Consider the following 16,793-nt stretch of genomic DNA (forward strand, 5'->3'; position numbering starts at 1 on the left):
TTTATTCTTATTATAACTCGCCTAGAATAATAATTTCTCTATTTCACCCTATTATTAACTGTTTACTTTTTGTTTCCATAGAAATACCCTATAGAATAGACTTTATATCTACTCTATAGGGTATTTTAATTAATATTATTATTTAGCAGCAGTTACATAAGCACCTTGGAACCAATGTTGTCCTAGAGGTGATGTACGTACTCCTTTAATATTAGATTTTAAAACTACTGTATTTGTATATGCATAAATAGGAATTACAACATCATCTTTCATAATAATGTCTTCTGCTTCATGAAGAATTGCCATTCTCTTAGTTGGATCTAATTCTTTTTTAGCAGCTAAGATTTTTGCATCATATACTGGATTACTGTATCCCGAATCATTATTTCCTGAGCTTGTTGTAAGTAGATCAAGGAAACTCATTGGGTCTGTATAGTCTGCAAGCCATCCATCTCTCGCAAGAATATATTTCTTATCATTTCTTGTTTGTATAAATACTTTCCACTCTTGGTTCTTAAGATCTACATCTATTCCAAGATTTGTTTTCCACATATCTTGAACTGCAGCGGCTATGTTTTGATGCCCTGCACCTGTATTATAAGTAAACGTAAGTTTAGGGAATCCTTTTCCACCTGGATAACCAGCTTCAGCTAGTAATTTTTTAGCCTTAGCTATATCTCCTGCTGCTGGATAATAAGCTTTACTTGCAAAATCCTTACCATTCGGTTCTAAAGAACCCTTTGGAACCAATGATGTTGCAGGAGTTTCCCCACCTTTACTAACATTAGCAACTATATCTTTTCTATTAATAGCAAGAGATAATGCTTTTCTTACTTTAGCGTTTTGTATAGCCTTAGCAGCTTCTGGGTTTAACTTAACTGCTTCTGGTGTAAGGTTTGCTACGTAGTAGTAGGTTCCATAATTAGGAGTTATTATACAACTACCATCTTTTACAAGAGCAGGGATTTCTGATTGTGGTGGTTGATAAAGCATATCTATTTGGCCTGCTTTATATGCGGAAAGTGATGCAGTTTGATCCTCTAACATTTTATAATTAAGAGTTTCAAGTTTAATATTTTTAGTATCCCAGTATTTATCGTTTTTCACAAAAGTCATTACATCTTTAGGTTTCCATTCTTTCATTTTGAATGCACCATTAGATATATAAGTAGCAGGTTTAGTTGCCCAAGCAGAATTTGTATCTGCTACATCTTTTCTAACTGGCATATATGTTTGAAATGCCAAAAGTGATAAAAAATAAGTAGTTGGATTCTCAAGTGTAACTACAAGTGTTGAATCATTTGTAGCCTTAACTCCTACATCAGCGGCCGTTGCTGCTTTTACACCAGCAGTTTTTTTGTCAGCTGAAAGTCCACTTTCATTGTATCCTTGTCCATTTTTCAAATAAAACATTTGGTACGCATATTCGGATGCAGTAGCAGGTTTCAAAGCCCTTTTCCATGCATATTCGAAATCACCAGCTACAACTTGTTTTCCATCTGACCATAAAGCACCTTTTCTAATGTGAAAGGTATAAGTCAAACCATCTTTTGAGACTTTATAACTATCAGCTGTACCTAGAACTGGTTTATCTTTAGAATCTAATCTCATTAGTCCTTCAAAAGCATTTCCGATAACATCCCCACTGTCAATTGCAGTACTCAATGCTGGATCAATAGTCTTAGGTTCTGCACCCAAATTGAAAGTTATTGCCTGTGTTACTTTGCCATTAGAATTTGTTGCTGTTTTAGATCCGCAACCCGCTAATAATGATACACTTACAGCTACCGAAAGCATCACTGCACTAATCCTTGCTGATTTATTCATTAATTATTCCCCCCTACTAATATATATATAAATTCGCTGCAATGCATCGACTTATATTCTGTAATATTCTCATTAAACAAACATTTTATACATTTTAACAACATTTTGGAAGCTTCAAGTCTGCCATCTTCTATAAGTGGCAGTTGTCTAGCCTAGGAAAATTGCTTTGGTGACAGTCCAAATCTGCTTCCAAAGTTGTTAATATTTCAGCTCCGCAGGAGATGATTTAATATAGATGGCAAGCAACGAAATGATCAGATCCTAAATTCTTGAGCTCTGGATCTACCTTTGAACATATTGGTTTAGCATATTGACATCTACCTTTAAATCTACACCCTGGTGGAGGATCTATAGGCGATGGAATTTCTCCCTTAAGCATTATTCTCTTTCTCAGAGCTGCCTCTTCAGGGTCTGGTATCGGAATAGCAGACAGCAATGCCTTAGTGTATGGATGCATTGAATGACCATATACCTCTTCACTCTTACCTATTTCAACCATTTTCCCTAAATACATAACACCAATTCTATTTGATATATGCTTAACCATTGATAAATCATGGGCTATAAAAAGATATGTTAATCCCATATTTTCTTGTAACTCCTCAAGCATATTTATAATTTGTGCTTGTATAGAAACATCAAGAGCAGATATAGGCTCATCGCAAACTATAAATTCCGGTTGCACAGCAAGAGACCTTGCTATACCAATTCTTTGTCTTTGCCCACCAGAAAATTCATGTGGGTACCGACTAGAATGTTCACTGCTTAATCCTACTGTTCTTAGCAATTCTTGAATTTTTACCATTCTATCCTTACCTTTGTAAACACCATGGATGTCAATTGATTCACCAACTATATCACCAACAGTCATTCTTGAATTTAATGAAGCATATGGATCTTGGAATATCATTTGAATTTTTTTTCTATATGGAAGCATCTGCTTTTGACTTAATTTTGATAAATCATGTCCGTCATATATTATCTGCCCGAAGGTGGGCTCATATAACTTTATTATTGTTCTACCACAGGTAGTTTTACCACAGCCTGATTCTCCAACAAGTCCTAAAGTTTCACCTTTATTAATTGTAAAAGAAATACCATCTACAGCTTTTACATAGCTGTGAGCTTTTCCAAATAGACCTTTATTAACTGGGAAGTACTTCTTTAAATCTTTAATTTCAACTAATACTTTTTCATTACTCATTATAAACTCCCCCTTCCAACAGGTGCCTTTATCTTAGGTGCATTAGGATGATTTAAAAAACAAGCTGAACTATGCCCAGGAGTAATTTGAAATAGTGGCGGCCTTTTCAGTTCACAAATTTTCATAGTATAATTACATCTAGCTGCAAACGGGCATCCTACCGGTGGTTTCAACAAATCAGGTGGTTGACCCTCTATTGGTTTTAATTTTTCCCGTACAGTACTTTCAGGATTTGGAATACTGTTTAAAAGTCCCCACGTATATGGATGTCTTGGGTTATAAAATATATCCCTAGTGGAACCTGTTTCTGCAACTAATCCACCATACATAACGTTTATTCTGTCACAAACATCTGCAACTACTCCTAAATCATGTGTTATAAGGATAATTGATGTATTTAATTTTTGTTTTATATCTTTCATAAGTTCAAGAATTTGTGCTTGTATAGTAACATCTAATGCCGTTGTAGGTTCATCTGCAATTAGAAGTTTAGGTTCACAAGAAAGTGCCATAGCAATCATTGCACGTTGCCTCATACCACCAGAAAATTCATGAGGGTATTGTTTCATTCTTTCTTTAGGACTTGGAATTCCAACTAAGGAAAGCAATTCAACTGATTTATTAAAAGCCTCTTTCTTGCTTAATCCTTTATGTTTAAGCAGTGGTTCCATTATTTGATTACCTATAGTGAACACAGGGTTTAGGGAAGTCATTGGGTCCTGAAATATCATTCCCATTTCATTTCCTCTTATTTTTTCCATTTCTTTCTCGGAAAGTTTCGCAAGATCTTTTCCCTCAAATATCATTTCGCCATCTATTATCTTCCCTGTATCAGCAAGTAACCTCATAAGTGACATCATGGTAACGCTTTTTCCACTTCCTGACTCTCCAACTATTCCAAGAGCCTCACCTTTGTTTAAGTAAAAGGACACTCCCCCTACTGCTTTCACCTCTCCTACATGCGTAAAGAAAGATGTTTTCAAATTCTTTATTTCAAGTAATCTTTCCATAACTTCCTCCTCAACTATTTTCTCATCTTTGGATCTAGAGCATCTCTTAAGCCATCGCCAAGAAAATTAAACGCAAGTATTGTTAAACAAATTGCCATCGCCGGAAAAAATAACTGATATGGATAAAGTTGATATCCTTCTAATGCATCCGACGCAAGACTTCCCCATGATGCTTGAGGTGCAGAAATTCCGAGTCCTATAAAACTAAGGAAGGCCTCTGTAAAAATAGCACCCGGCACAGACATTGTCATTGTTACTATTATTGGTCCCATACTATTAGGAATAAGATGCTTTAGTATTATCCTCATGCTAGAAGCACCTGATACCTTTGCAGCAAGGACAAATTCCTGTTCCTTGAGTGCCATAATTTGAGAACGAACTATTCTTGCCATAACTACCCAAAATGATATTGCGAGTGCTATTATAATATTTAGCATACCGCCATCAGCTGAGGGATGATCTGGTTTATTAAGAATAACCATTAAAAGAATAACATAGATCATGCTAGGAACTGACCAAATTACATCAACAACTCTCATCATTAAATTATCAACAATACCACCAGCATATCCAGCAATACTACCATATAAAATTCCTATAACAAGATTCAATAAACTCGCTACATATGCAATTGTAAGTGAAATTCTTGCCCCATATAGCACTCTAACAAATTGGTCACGCCCAAATTTATCAGTACCAAACCAATGAGTCCAACTAGGATTCTGGTTTGCAATCCTAAAATTTTGAGAATAATAATTATATTTTGATAACATTGGGCCAACTATAGCAAGTATAGTTATAAATATAACGAAAGCGAGTCCAGCCATTGCAAGTTTGTTTTGTTTTAATCTTCTCCAAGCATCCTGCAAATAAGTTTCACTTGGTCTAACTATTTCATTTGTTTTTTTCTTATCATCTGGTATTCTTTCAAATAACTCAGAATCTATTTTCATTATTTCAGTATTTGTCTCCATATTTGTGCACCTCCTATTATTCGATTTTTATTCTTGGGTCAATCACTGCATAAAGTACATCAACAAGAAAATTGGCAAACACTAGGAAGGTTGCATCTAGTGTAACAAAACCTATTATTACAGTATAATCTCTGTTTGTTATACTTGTTATGAATTCCCTACCCATTCCAGGAATACCAAATAGACCTTCAATTACAAAACTACCAGTTAAAACAGCAGCAAGTAATGGTCCAATATACGTTACAATCGGAATTAGTGAGTTCCTTAAAGCATGCTTATATATAACTGTATTTTTAGAAAGTCCTTTAGCTCTAGCTACTCTAATGTAATCTGATCTTATAACATCAAGTAAGGCTGACCTACCAAGCCTTGCAATAAATGCCATTGAAGATGCTCCAAGAGCAATTGATGGAAGAACATAATCCATAGGAGTTTCAAGCCCTATAGCATGAAATACACTAAGTTTTATTGCAAACACATAAATAAGTAATGTTGCAATTACAAAACTAGGCACTGTAATACCAATGGTTGAAATAAACATACATAACCTATCTGGCCACTTCCCTTGATGAAGGGCTGCTATTATCCCCATATACACCCCTATCACCATAGCAAAAGCTATAGAAACAAAGCCTAATTTAGCAGAAACCGGAAGAGAATAACCTATAATTTCATTAACTGTTCTTCCTTCATATTTCATTGAAGGACCTAAATCGCCATGTACAAGGTTTGTTAAATACATTGTATATTGTTCAAACACAGGCTTATCTAAACCATATTTTTCGTTCAAACTCTGTAACACCTGCGCAGTTTGTTTTTTTTCACCAGAAAATGGCCCACCTGGCATTAATCTCATTAAGAAAAAAGTTATTGTGATAACTACGAAAATTGTAATAACAGTTGAAAATAATCTTTTAACAAAAAAATTAAACATCTCTTGACCCCTTTCGTATTATATTTATTTGAAATTTAATCCTACACTTAGTAGAAGTGCCTTTTTCACTGTAAGTCGCACCCGATTATATTAATTTTAAAACTTAAGATTGTCACATTTATAAAATATTCAAAATTACTCATACTATTGATTTTTTTTAATACAAATAATTCATACTGAGTATTAGCCTATAGCCTCACATGTGTAAAATTATTGAATGTGTTCCATTGCTTGTTCAATTGCTCTAATATTACCTAAAATCATGCTAGTCTAATATGTTTTGGCCTTACAACACACACACAAACACAAGTGCTATCATCAACCTCAGTCCATATAAAATGACCATATACTTCATTTACAACACTAATATGTATTCCATTAATAAAATTCAAAAATATAAATACATCTAAATAGTTTACAATTATTCGAAATTTAAAATATATATTATATATTACTTTACCTATTAAAATTTATCCCCCTTTTTTATTCTTATTCTTAATTATAATTAGAAATTTTAAAAAGTCAATGTAACATTTTCAAAAATATGTCTAATTTCGCTATGTTATTTATAATTTGTCTATATAGCATTGTTAATTTATTCATAACTTTTATAACTTATCCATATATTCTTATATTCATTAATTTTGTTTTATATTTTATGTCTTGTTTTATATATTTTACTAACTTACCTTATTAAACTTAATTTTACATTTTAAAGGTTATTATTTTATCTAGGTCACAATTAGGTGTATTCATATTGTCATTAACATTATGCATAATTATTGATAATATTGATTTTTATTATTCTTTTTTTTTAATATTGAATCTATTTTATCTAATAAAATGCTTTTTAATACAACTTCCTCCCCTATAAATATAATGCATTATAAAATAATTCAAAAGTAAGTTTTATAGATACCCTAAACTCACTATTACTACAAAAAAAACTATAGAATAGACATCTCTTAAATGTCTATTCTATAGTTAATACTTTATGTTGTTAAAGCTCTACTTCAAATTCTCTATGCTTTGAATTACTGAATTATACATTTCTTTATATTTTTCACCTTTAGCTTTTTCCTCGTTTACTACTTCTACTGGGGCTTTAGCTGTGAATCTTTCATTGCAAAGCTTTTTCTCTACCCTGTCTATTTCTTTTCTTAGTTTTTCTTTTTCTTTATTTAATCTTTCTAATTCTTTTTCTAAATCCACAAGTTCAAGTAATGGCATATATATTTCAGCACCTTTAGTTACTACTGTAACTACATTTTCTGGTGCTCGCTCTTTAGATTCTAAAAATTCAACTTCGCTTGCTGATGCTAGTTTTTGAAAATATACCATACCTTCTTCAAATGCTTCTTTTGCCTCTATAGCATATATAAATACTTTAGCTTTTCTTGAAGGTGCTACATTCATTTCTACCCTAGCATTTCTTACATCTTTTATTGCTTCTATAATATAGTTCATTTTTTCTTCGGATTTTTCGTCTTTAAGAGACTCATCAAATTCAGGCCACTTAGCGATTGTTATAGATTCATATTCATTATCTAAATGAGTATAAATTTCTTCTGTTATAAATGGCATAACTGGGTGAAGTAATTTAAGCCCTGTTTTTAGTACTTTGTTTAATACATTTAATACTATGCCTTTAGCCTCACAATCATCTGCGTACAATACTGGTTTAACAAGTTCAATATACCAATCACAGAATTCTGTCCACATAAAGTCATGAGTCTTTTGGAGTGATATTCCTATTTCATATTTATCAATATTCTCCGTAACTTCTTTTGTAACAGTATTCATTCTTGATAATATCCATTTGTCTGCAACTGTGTAGTTTTTACTCTCTTTATATTTAGCCATCAATTCTTCATTATAATTCATCATAACAAATCTAGATGCATTCCAAATTTTATTTGCAAAGTTTCTAGCTGCCTCAACTCTTGACTCATAGAACCTGATATCACTTCCTGGTGAATTTCCTGTTGCTAGTGAGAATCTTAATGCATCTGCACCATATTGGTCTATTACATCTAATGGATCAATACCGTTTCCTAGCGACTTAGACATTTTTCTTCCTTGCTCATCTCTTACCATTCCATGTATTACTACTGTATCAAATGGTACCTCACCTAAATTATATATTCCTGAAAAAATCATTCTTGCAACCCAGAAGAATATAATATCGTATCCTGTTACTAAAACACTTGTTGGATAGAATTGTTTTAAATCCTCGGTGTTATTTGGCCAACCAAGTGTTGAGAAAGGCCATAACGCAGAACTGAACCAAGTATCAAGAACATCTTTATCTTGATTAAGATTTGTACTATTACATTTGCTGCAGTTTGTTGGAGCGTTAACAGAAACTATAACTTCACCACAGTCCTTGCAATACCATACTGGAATTCTATGTCCCCACCATAACTGCCTTGATATACACCAATCTTGGATATTTTCCATCCAATTAAAGTATGTTTTATCAAATCTTTCAGGAACAAATTTTGTTTTGTTTTCTCTTACTGCATCAATAGCCGGTTTTGCAAGAGATTCCATTTTTACATACCATTGCTCAGATAACATTGGCTCTACAGTAGTTTTACACCTATCGTGAGTTCCTACATTATGAGCATGGTCTTTTATTTTAACTAGTAGTCCAGCCTTATCCAAGTCTTCAACCATAACTTTTCTTGCCTCATATCTATCAAGACCAGAATATTTTCCATAACCTTCACAAATAGCTGCATTTTCATTCAAAACTACTATTTCCGCAAGGTTATGTCTTTTACCTATTTGATAATCATTAGGGTCATGTGCTGGTGTGATTTTGACTGCGCCCGTTCCAAACTCTATATCAACATAATCATCTGCAACTATTGGTATTTCTCTGTTTACTAATGGAAGCATTATTTTTTTGCCAACTAAATGTGCATAACGAGTATCTTTAGGATTTACAGCGACTGCGGTATCTCCAAGCATAGTTTCTGGCCTTGTCGTAGCTATTTCTAAAAATTCATCGGTTCCTACTATTGGATATTTTATATGCCAAAAATGGCCCTCTTGTTCTTCAAACTCTATTTCAGCATCTGAAATAGCAGTCATGCATTTTGGACACCAGTTAGTTATCCTATTTCCCTTATAAATAAGTCCATCATTATATAGTTTAACGAAAACTTCTCTTACCGCATGATTTAAATTTTCATCCATAGTAAAACTTTCACGGGTAAAATCAACGGAGCATCCCATTTTTCTTATTTGTCCCCTTATTTTTGCTCTATACTCATTAGTCCAATCCCATACTTTTTCAAGGAAAGCTTCTCTTCCCATTTCTTTTTTCTTAAGGCCTTGTTTTAAAAGTTCATTTTCTACCTTTACTTCTGTTGCAATACTAGCATGGTCTTCACCTGGAAGCCACAATGTATTATATCCCTGCATTCTTTTTGTTCTTATTAGAATATCTTGAAGCGTATTATCAAGAGCATGACCTAAATGTAATTTTCCTGTAATATTTGGTGGAGGCATCATTATTGTGAATGGTTTTTTATCTTTATCAACTTTTGGTGTAAAAAAACCTTTTTCTTCCCACCATGCATAAAGTCTTTCTTCAAAATCTTTTGGATTATAGTTCTTATCAATATTATTGTTTTCTTCCATGATTAATTCCTCCTAAATGATGATTAGTATATCGATTTTTAATGCCAATTTTTAGACAATAAAAAAAGAGCCTTCGTCTGTAAAAGGACGAAAAGCTCCGCGGTACCACCTTTTTTCCTGCAAAATTGCAGGCTCTTTATAATTTAACGATTAAGAAAACCGTCTTATACCCTCTATTCATAAATACATGAATATGGCAAAGAAGCTCCAAAGCAACCTTCAAGGTTTTTCATATAAAAGATCTTACAGCCTATGGATCTTTTTCTCTTAATATTAATTTTCCTCTACTCCTCTTTATCTAAGCTTTTATATATTTTATTAATATATTATGTAGTTGTTATATACATTATACAATATATTGTGTAATTGTTATATAGTATTTAATTTCCATTATACCTTTTAATTTTTATATGTCAAGATACTAAATATACAAGCACAGGTTTAGCATCAATTTTTCAGTGATAATTCTCAATTTACTGAAATTGATGAGGAAAAGTTAAGTTGTTTATTCAACATATTTATTTAAAATAACACTTTCAATGTAGTTAATATATTTTCTTAATTCAGTTGTGGTTTCTCCTAAAATTTCTCCAGATTCATACATTCTATTAATTTCTGAGCGTTGTATATCCATGACTTTAATCCTAAGTTCTTCCTTTTGCTCTTCATTTTTTTCATTAAATATTGAAGTTGGCCTTTTTAATCGATTAATCATTGTTTTATAATCTGAGATCACTACAAAAACAATATCTGATTTTTCATGTTCTCTTGCGTATTTTTCTAAATGCTTAAGTGCCGCTCCTAAAGCTTTAAGCTGAATATCTTTTCCTATACGTAATCTAGCTAATTTAGTTTCCTCATTTTTGCGATAATGACCACTAAAATGCTTCCATTCACTTATGATTTTTCCTATGAGATACAATGCTCCTGAACTGAGGCTAATTGAGAGTGCTTCTGCTCGACAGTCCAGAGATCTTTCAAATGTTTCAAAAACCTCTTCAGTCATTCCATTGTTCTCCATTAGCTCATGGATATATTTTCTCTCTGCTTTTAATGCCATTAACCGAACTTCTGTGATTTTTTTTTGATAGTAACTTGTATTTCGTTCTATAGAATTCTGTTTATATTGAATTTGTTTAAATCTAATCTTATATTCATCCATTAATTCATAAGCTACAGATTGATTTTCTTCATTTATTTCTAACTTAATCTTTTTAATAGCAGCCAGCAAGAGTTTACTCTTTGCCTCATTTAAATTAAGGTAATTTATTGTATCTCCTTTTGCTAAATCTACTTTGCTTAAAAGAGGTAAAATGGCTGTTGCCAATATTAATGTAAATAAGATTACACCCGCTGCTAGAAATAGAATAAGTGAATGTTCTGGGAATGCCTCTCCGCTAGCTAAAAAGAAAGGAATTGAGAGAACACCTGCCATTGTAACTGTACCACGAACACCTGTTAAAGCAATTATCAAAACTGTTTTAAACTTTGGTTTTGTAGTGCTATTTATTTTCTTAAAACGGTATTCATAACATGAAAATAAATAGGCCCAAACAAAACGAATTGCAAGAATAACAATTCCAATGGCTATAACATATCCAATGGCTAACCAATTACCAATATTGGGGTCAGCTACCGTATCAAGCATAGATGACGGAATATTTAATCCTAATAATAGAAATACAATACCATTTAAAATAAATAAAACAATTGACCATATGTTTTCAGTAAGTATTTGCTCTTGAGCCATCATGGTTTCTGTTCGTTCTCTTACTACCGAATGAACAATACCAGCTACAACTACAGCAATTACTCCAGAAGCATGAAAAAGTTCTTCTGTAATAATATAAATAATAAAAGGGGTTAAAATTTGTAGCAATGAATGAAATATTACATCATTTATTCCTTTTTTACGCAAGGTATGTCGTATTAATGTTATAAGTAAACCAAGAATTAAACCTAATACTGCTCCAGCTAAAAACATATATGTAAAATTAAAGATTGCTTCTCGTAAAGAAAAATAACCCGTTACTACCGCCGCTATTGCATAATTAAAGGCAACTAAACCAGATGCATCATTTATTAGTGATTCTCCTCTAACAAGCTTTAATACTTTTTCAGGAATATGAATTCGTTTTGCAATTCCATTCACAGCAACAGGATCAGTCGGTGATAAAATAGCTGCTAAAGCAAATGCCGCGGCAAGAGGAATACTAGGTACCATCCAATAAATAAAATACCCACCTGCAATGGTTGTTAAAAGTACAAGGGGAAGAGCATTACCCAAAATTGATGCTCTCATATTCCACAACTCTTCACGAGGAAAATGTCTCCCATCGTTGTACAAAAGAGGGGCCACAAATAGCAATAAAAACCAATCTGTTTCTATATCGAATGAAATATCCCTAAATACAAATGCAATTATTATCCCAAAAGCTATTTGAGTTAATGCTGTAGGAATAAATGGTATGTAGTGGCTAATTATATTCGAGATTAATAAACAAACTAGTAATAACAAGACGGTCAACAATAAATCCATTTTAATTCTCCTTTATGTAGTACTATTAATAGTTTTAGTTTTAGTTTTAGTACTATTAATAGTCACTTGTATTCTCAAGAATTGTCATTGCCAGAAAATTTCTAATACAGTAACACCTAAGAGACTTAGTATAGAAATATTTATATATAAATTATAGCACATTTTAAAATACTCTAATATCTGAATATTTCATAAAACTAACAGGCTATCTCCTAAAAAAACTCATGTGCTAACCTTCTGGTATACAACTTATCACAAATATAAGATGTCACATTTACATTGTTTTTCATATTATATAATCATAACTACTATATGATATGGAGGTTTCTATGAAGATTAAAAAAATGTCAATTTTTTCTCTACTTCTCTCTCTCGCATTAATAACTACCTTATTCTCTGGCTGTACGCAAAAAACTGCTACCACACCTCTCGTAAAAGTAAAGTTAAATGAAGTGGTTCGTTCTATATTTTATGCTCCTATGTATGCGGCTATTTCTCAGGGGTTCTTTAAAGAAGAAGGCCTAAATATTGAACTTTCGACTGGTCAAGGCGCAGATAAGACTATGCAGCAAGTCTTAAGCAAAGCTTCTGATATTGGTCTTGCAGGCCCAGAACAAGTCATTTACATCTACAATCAACAGCGAAAAGATTACCCAGTTCTTTTTGCACAATTAACACAAAAAGATGGATCATTCCTAGTATCTAGAAAAGCTGAGTCGAACTTTAAATGGGAGTCCTTAAAGGGCAAAACTATAATAGGCGGAAGACCTGGTGGAGTACCTGAAATGGCTCTTGAGTATGTTCTAAAAAATCATGGTATAAAACCTGGAGTTGATGTAAATCTTATTACAAATCTCGCTTTCACAGCTACTGCTGGTGCTTTTAAAGCCGGTACAGGTGATTATGTTGCTCTTTTTGAACCAACCGCTAGTACATTAAAAAATAATAATTCGGGAAATATTGTAGCATCAGTAGGTGAATCTGCTGGAACCATACCTTATACCTGCTTTTTTGCCACAAAATCTTATATAACAAAAAATCCAGCTGTAATGCAAAAATTCACTAATGCAATTTACAAAGGTCAAAAATGGGTTAATAGTCATTCTGATAAAGAAGTAATTACTTCAATCAAATCCTACTTCCCCGGCACAGATGAAGCTGTACTCATTTCATCTATTAAAAACTACAGAAATATAAATGCTTTCTCAACAAACCCAACACTCACAACAGAGAACTTAACAAAACTTATGGATATAGTTCAATCTTATAAACCATCACTAATACCCACAAGACCAAGCTTTGATAAAATAGTTAATACTACATTTAGTAAAAATGCAGTAACAACCATAAAATAAAAAATCAAAAAAGTATATATTACGCGTATTGCAATACGTAATATATACTTTTTTTCGCGTATAAAAACATATATCCTATCTAGCAGCAAATCTATGGTTAATCAACCATGCCTTAGCAAAGTCAACTCCATCTTTCATATCAAATAACGTGCATTCTGCGTTACCAACCATGCCTTTTTGTATATTAAAATTATTCTCAAAATCTTCTCCAATTAACATAAAGTCTTCTGTATCATACTCATAATCCTCAAACCATTTCCAGCATCTCTCACCATTCTCAAATATTGCAGCACCTATACGTTCTTTAGGCATTTCATCTATAAGTGATTCTGAAAGATGAAAACTGGTGCAAGAATTATATTCTACTCCGAGTAAAAGAACTTTTGCTTTTAAATTATACATTTTGCCAAGCGGAGAATCCATACCAAGCTGCGGAGTCAATGGATGATTTTCAATAATATGCATTGCATCTCTTCCATTTGCACTAAATGATACGTGTGGGTGATTTGACCGTACTGTTCCCGGAAATGTCCTAAATAACTCTGCAATACGACCCATTCCTCGTGTCGGTGAAATATCAGGGTCAAATGCAGGCATATTATCATATATTGTTTGTATCCACTCTTTTGGTACTGGCGGATTGCTCCACTGCGAAGGGTCACTCCATTCTCCACTATGAGCTGGCATAACCAATGTTCCATTGCTTCCCACAACATTCATTAATGCAGTTATTATAGTCTGAGCCCCACCACAAACCCATCCTAATTTCGACAATGATGAATGAACTAATAATATATCACTGTTATCTATACCAAGTCTCATCAAGTCTTGATAAATAGTATTAATAGTATTAGGTTCTCTTGTTTTATTTATTATTTTCTCTTCACTCATTTATATCACTCCTTTTCTAATTACTACTTAATGCCTTTGTTTTCATACATATAAACCAATATTTACTCACATTGTGTCAATAATGAAACCTTCATTATTTTCTTTAACCACTAATGAGATTAATATTTTTAAATGAAGTTGAAAGTAATCATAAGCATTTAAATATTCCTGAATATACTTTTTTAACTTTAAATCATCTTCTATTATTAAAATTTTATTCATAGCAAATCTCCTAATTTTATATTTATAATGCTAATTATACCATTTCTTTAAGGTATCGAGATATATTTAGAATTAAGGATACGATAAGAAATCTCGTCAAATTTCCTCTAAAGCAGATTCAAAAAAATAAAAAAGGCACAAGAAGATTTAAATTCAAATCCACTTGAACCATAATATAACAATATAAAAATATGAACCCCAACTTAATTTTCTAAAAAATATTCCTCTGTTAATAAATCATCTCTAACGGAATTAGTAAATTTAATATGACATTTTTTGTACGTTTCATTACTGTTTCTTCTTATCCAATAAGTATCCAAGAAACACATTCCTTTTGCTTTTAAAAACAGTTCCCATTCATCCCAAAATTCCATGTCATAATATTTAAGATATTTACTCAAGTTCATACGATTATATGGTATTATCCTATCAACTATAAACTCTCTAATAACATCACTTTGCACTTCTATTTCTTTGACCTCAAATAGTCCATAAAATTCTGCTGGATATAACTTCAAATCATTAATTTCTTTATTTCTCTTAAAACTATATTCTTCTGACACTATGTCGTATGACAATTGTCCTAAAAAATAATCTTTATTCATAAGATCTACAGTTTCAATCACTGATTTGGGAAGCATATTTTCACATCCTTTATTCTTTCTCTCAATAATTGCAAAATAAAATCGATTCTTTTTTTACTAAAATACTCTTTGTACTTATCTTTTATTTGCTCAAAATCAATATCAATATTTAAACTATGTTTATCTACTAATCCTAATTGTTTTTTATTGCTAGTTTCAAAGCATTTAGCGTAGTCTGAATCTAATAACAAATCATCCATGTCTTCATTTATTAAATCATCATCATTTAAATGTGAACCTAAAGATAATCCATTGTCATAAATAGGTGCAAATCTTAATTCATCATCCTTTTCAATAAAAGCAAAATTCTTCAAGTGCCTGTCTGTATTATTTACAATATAATCAAAAATAATCATATTATTTAAATTCATCTTTATATTAGGAAAATTTTCAACTAATTTATTATATAAATTTTCTCTAGATATACCCAGTATTCTCATCAGTCTGTTTGCACTATAGAATCGTTCTTCTTCCTCATTGTAAAACCATTTTGAAACTGAAACCAATCTACCATTTCTTTTTTCTAATGTATATTCTGCACAATCTATTCCCATTAATTTCGCTAATTCATAGCAAATACATTCTGTTACCGGTTCCAATATCAAACTTTCTTTTTCTGCGCTTCCTCTTCCTGACTTCACCAAATACTTATGATTATCTCTAATTATAATATATTTTTCATAAACACCAAGTGATGAACTATTTATAAAATTCCTTATGTTCTCGGTTTCCACTTTTTCTTTCACCTCATTCTTCACTAAAAATAAATATCATTTTTACTTTCTATATTCTTTATTATAACCATAATTATATATTGAAACAACATACGATACTTAAATTATCCCCTGTGAAGCTACAATACAGAATTCCTTTTTGCTTGCATTATTCCATACTCTTCCATATTGGACATATAAAATAATATAACATTAATGCAAATATTAATATAACTACCATATACATAATTGCACCTAATATAAAATTAGAGGAAGTTATAAAACCTACTACTATTGAAATCAAGCAAGCAGATATATATAAGTACCATCCTAATTTTCTCCACTTAAATATTAGTATAAAACCTATAAGTTGAATTAAAGCTAGAATTATTGTACTTAATGCATAGAAATTCATTAATCCTCCTGGTTGTCTTGAAAAAGAATATAAATTTTCTGATATACATAAACTATATACCACGATTAATACCAATAAAATTGCTGTTAACCATATTCCCCTTTTTTTGTTTTCCTTTACCACCATTTATCATCCCCCATAATATTTGATCACATATTGTTATTGATGCCTTTTTTCTATATAGCTTAATAATACTTATGTTACATTTATTGATTTTAAACCATATAATAATAATTTATATTTATTATTTAAATAAATATATTATGTTATATTTTATTACCCTACATCCTGCATTAAATAGGCCTGAAAAAGACTAGTAGAATCCTATTAGCAAAGCCAAAAATGCCTAGGTTAAAACATAAAAACGTAGAAGCTAAAAATACGCTACCTAGTTTGAAATACTTTAGAGGAAAC

Annotated in this window: 14 protein-coding genes and 1 other annotated feature; of the genes, 1 reads left to right on the forward strand and 13 read right to left on the reverse strand. The window is 31.7% G+C overall.

The annotated features are described in order from the left end of the window. Positions 1 to 138 precede the first annotated feature (138 nt). The 8 genes from KPL37_RS00110 to KPL37_RS00140 all read right to left on the reverse strand — a co-directional run bounded on the left by KPL37_RS00110 (position 139) and on the right by KPL37_RS00140 (position 12,139). A complete protein-coding gene (locus KPL37_RS00110; protein WP_216145116.1) occupies positions 139 to 1,827 on the reverse strand; it encodes a peptide ABC transporter substrate-binding protein in 1,689 nt (562 codons plus the stop codon). A 226-nt stretch (positions 1,828 to 2,053) separates the two neighbouring features. Beyond that, complete coding sequence (locus tag KPL37_RS00115; RefSeq protein ID WP_216145118.1) at positions 2,054 to 3,031, reverse strand: ABC transporter ATP-binding protein; 978 nt, start codon at positions 3,029 to 3,031, stop codon at positions 2,054 to 2,056. Further along, positions 3,031 to 4,041: an ABC transporter ATP-binding protein gene (locus KPL37_RS00120; protein ID WP_216145120.1), complete on the reverse strand. Its 1,011-nt coding sequence runs from the start codon at positions 4,039 to 4,041 to the stop codon at positions 3,031 to 3,033. The genes KPL37_RS00115 and KPL37_RS00120 overlap by 1 nt, the downstream gene beginning before the upstream one ends. Before the next feature lie 14 nt (positions 4,042 to 4,055). Continuing rightward, positions 4,056 to 5,015: an ABC transporter permease gene (locus KPL37_RS00125; RefSeq protein WP_216145121.1), complete on the reverse strand. Its 960-nt coding sequence runs from the start codon at positions 5,013 to 5,015 to the stop codon at positions 4,056 to 4,058. 16 nt (positions 5,016 to 5,031) lie between these two features. Next, positions 5,032 to 5,949: an ABC transporter permease gene (locus KPL37_RS00130; RefSeq protein WP_216145122.1), complete on the reverse strand. Its 918-nt coding sequence runs from the start codon at positions 5,947 to 5,949 to the stop codon at positions 5,032 to 5,034. Positions 5,950 to 6,209: 260 nt separating this feature from the next. Continuing rightward, the gene (locus KPL37_RS20005; protein ID WP_281418605.1) at positions 6,210 to 6,341 is read right to left on the reverse strand and encodes a hypothetical protein; all 132 of its coding nucleotides are present in this window, start codon (positions 6,339 to 6,341) and stop codon (positions 6,210 to 6,212) included. Positions 6,342 to 6,957: 616 nt separating this feature from the next. Continuing rightward, a complete protein-coding gene (locus tag KPL37_RS00135) occupies positions 6,958 to 9,600 on the reverse strand; it encodes a valine--tRNA ligase (RefSeq protein WP_216145123.1) in 2,643 nt (880 codons plus the stop codon). An 80-nt stretch (positions 9,601 to 9,680) separates the two neighbouring features. Further along, positions 9,681 to 9,910: a binding site (T-box leader), on the reverse strand. Positions 9,911 to 10,105: 195 nt separating this feature from the next. After that, on the reverse strand, positions 10,106 to 12,139 hold the full coding sequence (locus tag KPL37_RS00140; protein ID WP_216145124.1) for a Na+/H+ antiporter: 2,034 nt from the start codon (positions 12,137 to 12,139) through the stop codon (positions 10,106 to 10,108). A 329-nt stretch (positions 12,140 to 12,468) separates the two neighbouring features. Here KPL37_RS00140 and KPL37_RS00145 point away from each other — a divergent pair, with 329 nt between their 5' ends. Then, positions 12,469 to 13,494, forward strand: a complete 1,026-nt coding sequence (locus KPL37_RS00145) for an ABC transporter substrate-binding protein (RefSeq protein ID WP_216145125.1) — start codon at positions 12,469 to 12,471, stop codon at positions 13,492 to 13,494. Between the two features lie 75 nt (positions 13,495 to 13,569). Here KPL37_RS00145 and KPL37_RS00150 read toward each other — a convergent pair whose 3' ends face one another. The 5 genes from KPL37_RS00150 to KPL37_RS00170 form a co-directional block, all read right to left on the reverse strand. Next, a complete protein-coding gene (locus KPL37_RS00150) occupies positions 13,570 to 14,385 on the reverse strand; it encodes an AAC(3) family N-acetyltransferase (protein WP_216145126.1) in 816 nt (271 codons plus the stop codon). 66 nt (positions 14,386 to 14,451) lie between these two features. Further along, complete coding sequence (locus tag KPL37_RS00155) at positions 14,452 to 14,607, reverse strand: hypothetical protein (protein ID WP_216145128.1); 156 nt, start codon at positions 14,605 to 14,607, stop codon at positions 14,452 to 14,454. Between the two features lie 203 nt (positions 14,608 to 14,810). After that, the gene (locus KPL37_RS00160) at positions 14,811 to 15,248 is read right to left on the reverse strand and encodes a hypothetical protein (protein ID WP_216145130.1); all 438 of its coding nucleotides are present in this window, start codon (positions 15,246 to 15,248) and stop codon (positions 14,811 to 14,813) included. Then, a complete protein-coding gene (locus tag KPL37_RS00165) occupies positions 15,230 to 15,985 on the reverse strand; it encodes a HipA domain-containing protein (RefSeq protein ID WP_216145132.1) in 756 nt (251 codons plus the stop codon). Before KPL37_RS00165 ends, KPL37_RS00160 begins: the two co-directional genes overlap by 19 nt. Before the next feature lie 148 nt (positions 15,986 to 16,133). Continuing rightward, entirely contained in the window at positions 16,134 to 16,505 is a 372-nt protein-coding gene (locus KPL37_RS00170; RefSeq protein ID WP_216145135.1) for a hypothetical protein, read from the reverse strand. Between the last annotated feature and the right edge of the window lie 288 nt (positions 16,506 to 16,793).

The organism is Clostridium frigoris (assembly GCF_018861865.1).
Classification (GTDB): Bacteria; Bacillota; Clostridia; order Clostridiales; family Clostridiaceae; genus Clostridium_AD; species Clostridium_AD frigoris.

What these genes read in the sequence shown, in the direction of transcription:
- KPL37_RS00115 (WP_216145118.1), bottom strand. Translation starts at nt 3,031, where the DNA reads ATGAGTAATGAAAAAGTATTAGTTGAAATTAAAGATTTAAAGAAGTAC.
- KPL37_RS00170 (WP_216145135.1), bottom strand. Translation starts at nt 16,505, where the DNA reads ATGGTGGTAAAGGAAAACAAAAAAAGGGGAATATGGTTAACAGCAATT.
- KPL37_RS00130 (WP_216145122.1), bottom strand. Translation starts at nt 5,949, where the DNA reads ATGTTTAATTTTTTTGTTAAAAGATTATTTTCAACTGTTATTACAATT.
- KPL37_RS00135 (WP_216145123.1), bottom strand. Translation starts at nt 9,600, where the DNA reads ATGGAAGAAAACAATAATATTGATAAGAACTATAATCCAAAAGATTTT.
- KPL37_RS00145 (WP_216145125.1), top strand. Translation starts at nt 12,469, where the DNA reads ATGAAGATTAAAAAAATGTCAATTTTTTCTCTACTTCTCTCTCTCGCA.
- KPL37_RS00150 (WP_216145126.1), bottom strand. Translation starts at nt 14,385, where the DNA reads ATGAGTGAAGAGAAAATAATAAATAAAACAAGAGAACCTAATACTATT.
- KPL37_RS00110 (WP_216145116.1), bottom strand. Translation starts at nt 1,827, where the DNA reads ATGAATAAATCAGCAAGGATTAGTGCAGTGATGCTTTCGGTAGCTGTA.
- KPL37_RS00125 (WP_216145121.1), bottom strand. Translation starts at nt 5,015, where the DNA reads ATGGAGACAAATACTGAAATAATGAAAATAGATTCTGAGTTATTTGAA.
- KPL37_RS00140 (WP_216145124.1), bottom strand. Translation starts at nt 12,139, where the DNA reads ATGGATTTATTGTTGACCGTCTTGTTATTACTAGTTTGTTTATTAATC.
- KPL37_RS00155 (WP_216145128.1), bottom strand. Translation starts at nt 14,607, where the DNA reads ATGAATAAAATTTTAATAATAGAAGATGATTTAAAGTTAAAAAAGTAT.
- KPL37_RS00160 (WP_216145130.1), bottom strand. Translation starts at nt 15,248, where the DNA reads ATGCTTCCCAAATCAGTGATTGAAACTGTAGATCTTATGAATAAAGAT.
- KPL37_RS00120 (WP_216145120.1), bottom strand. Translation starts at nt 4,041, where the DNA reads ATGGAAAGATTACTTGAAATAAAGAATTTGAAAACATCTTTCTTTACG.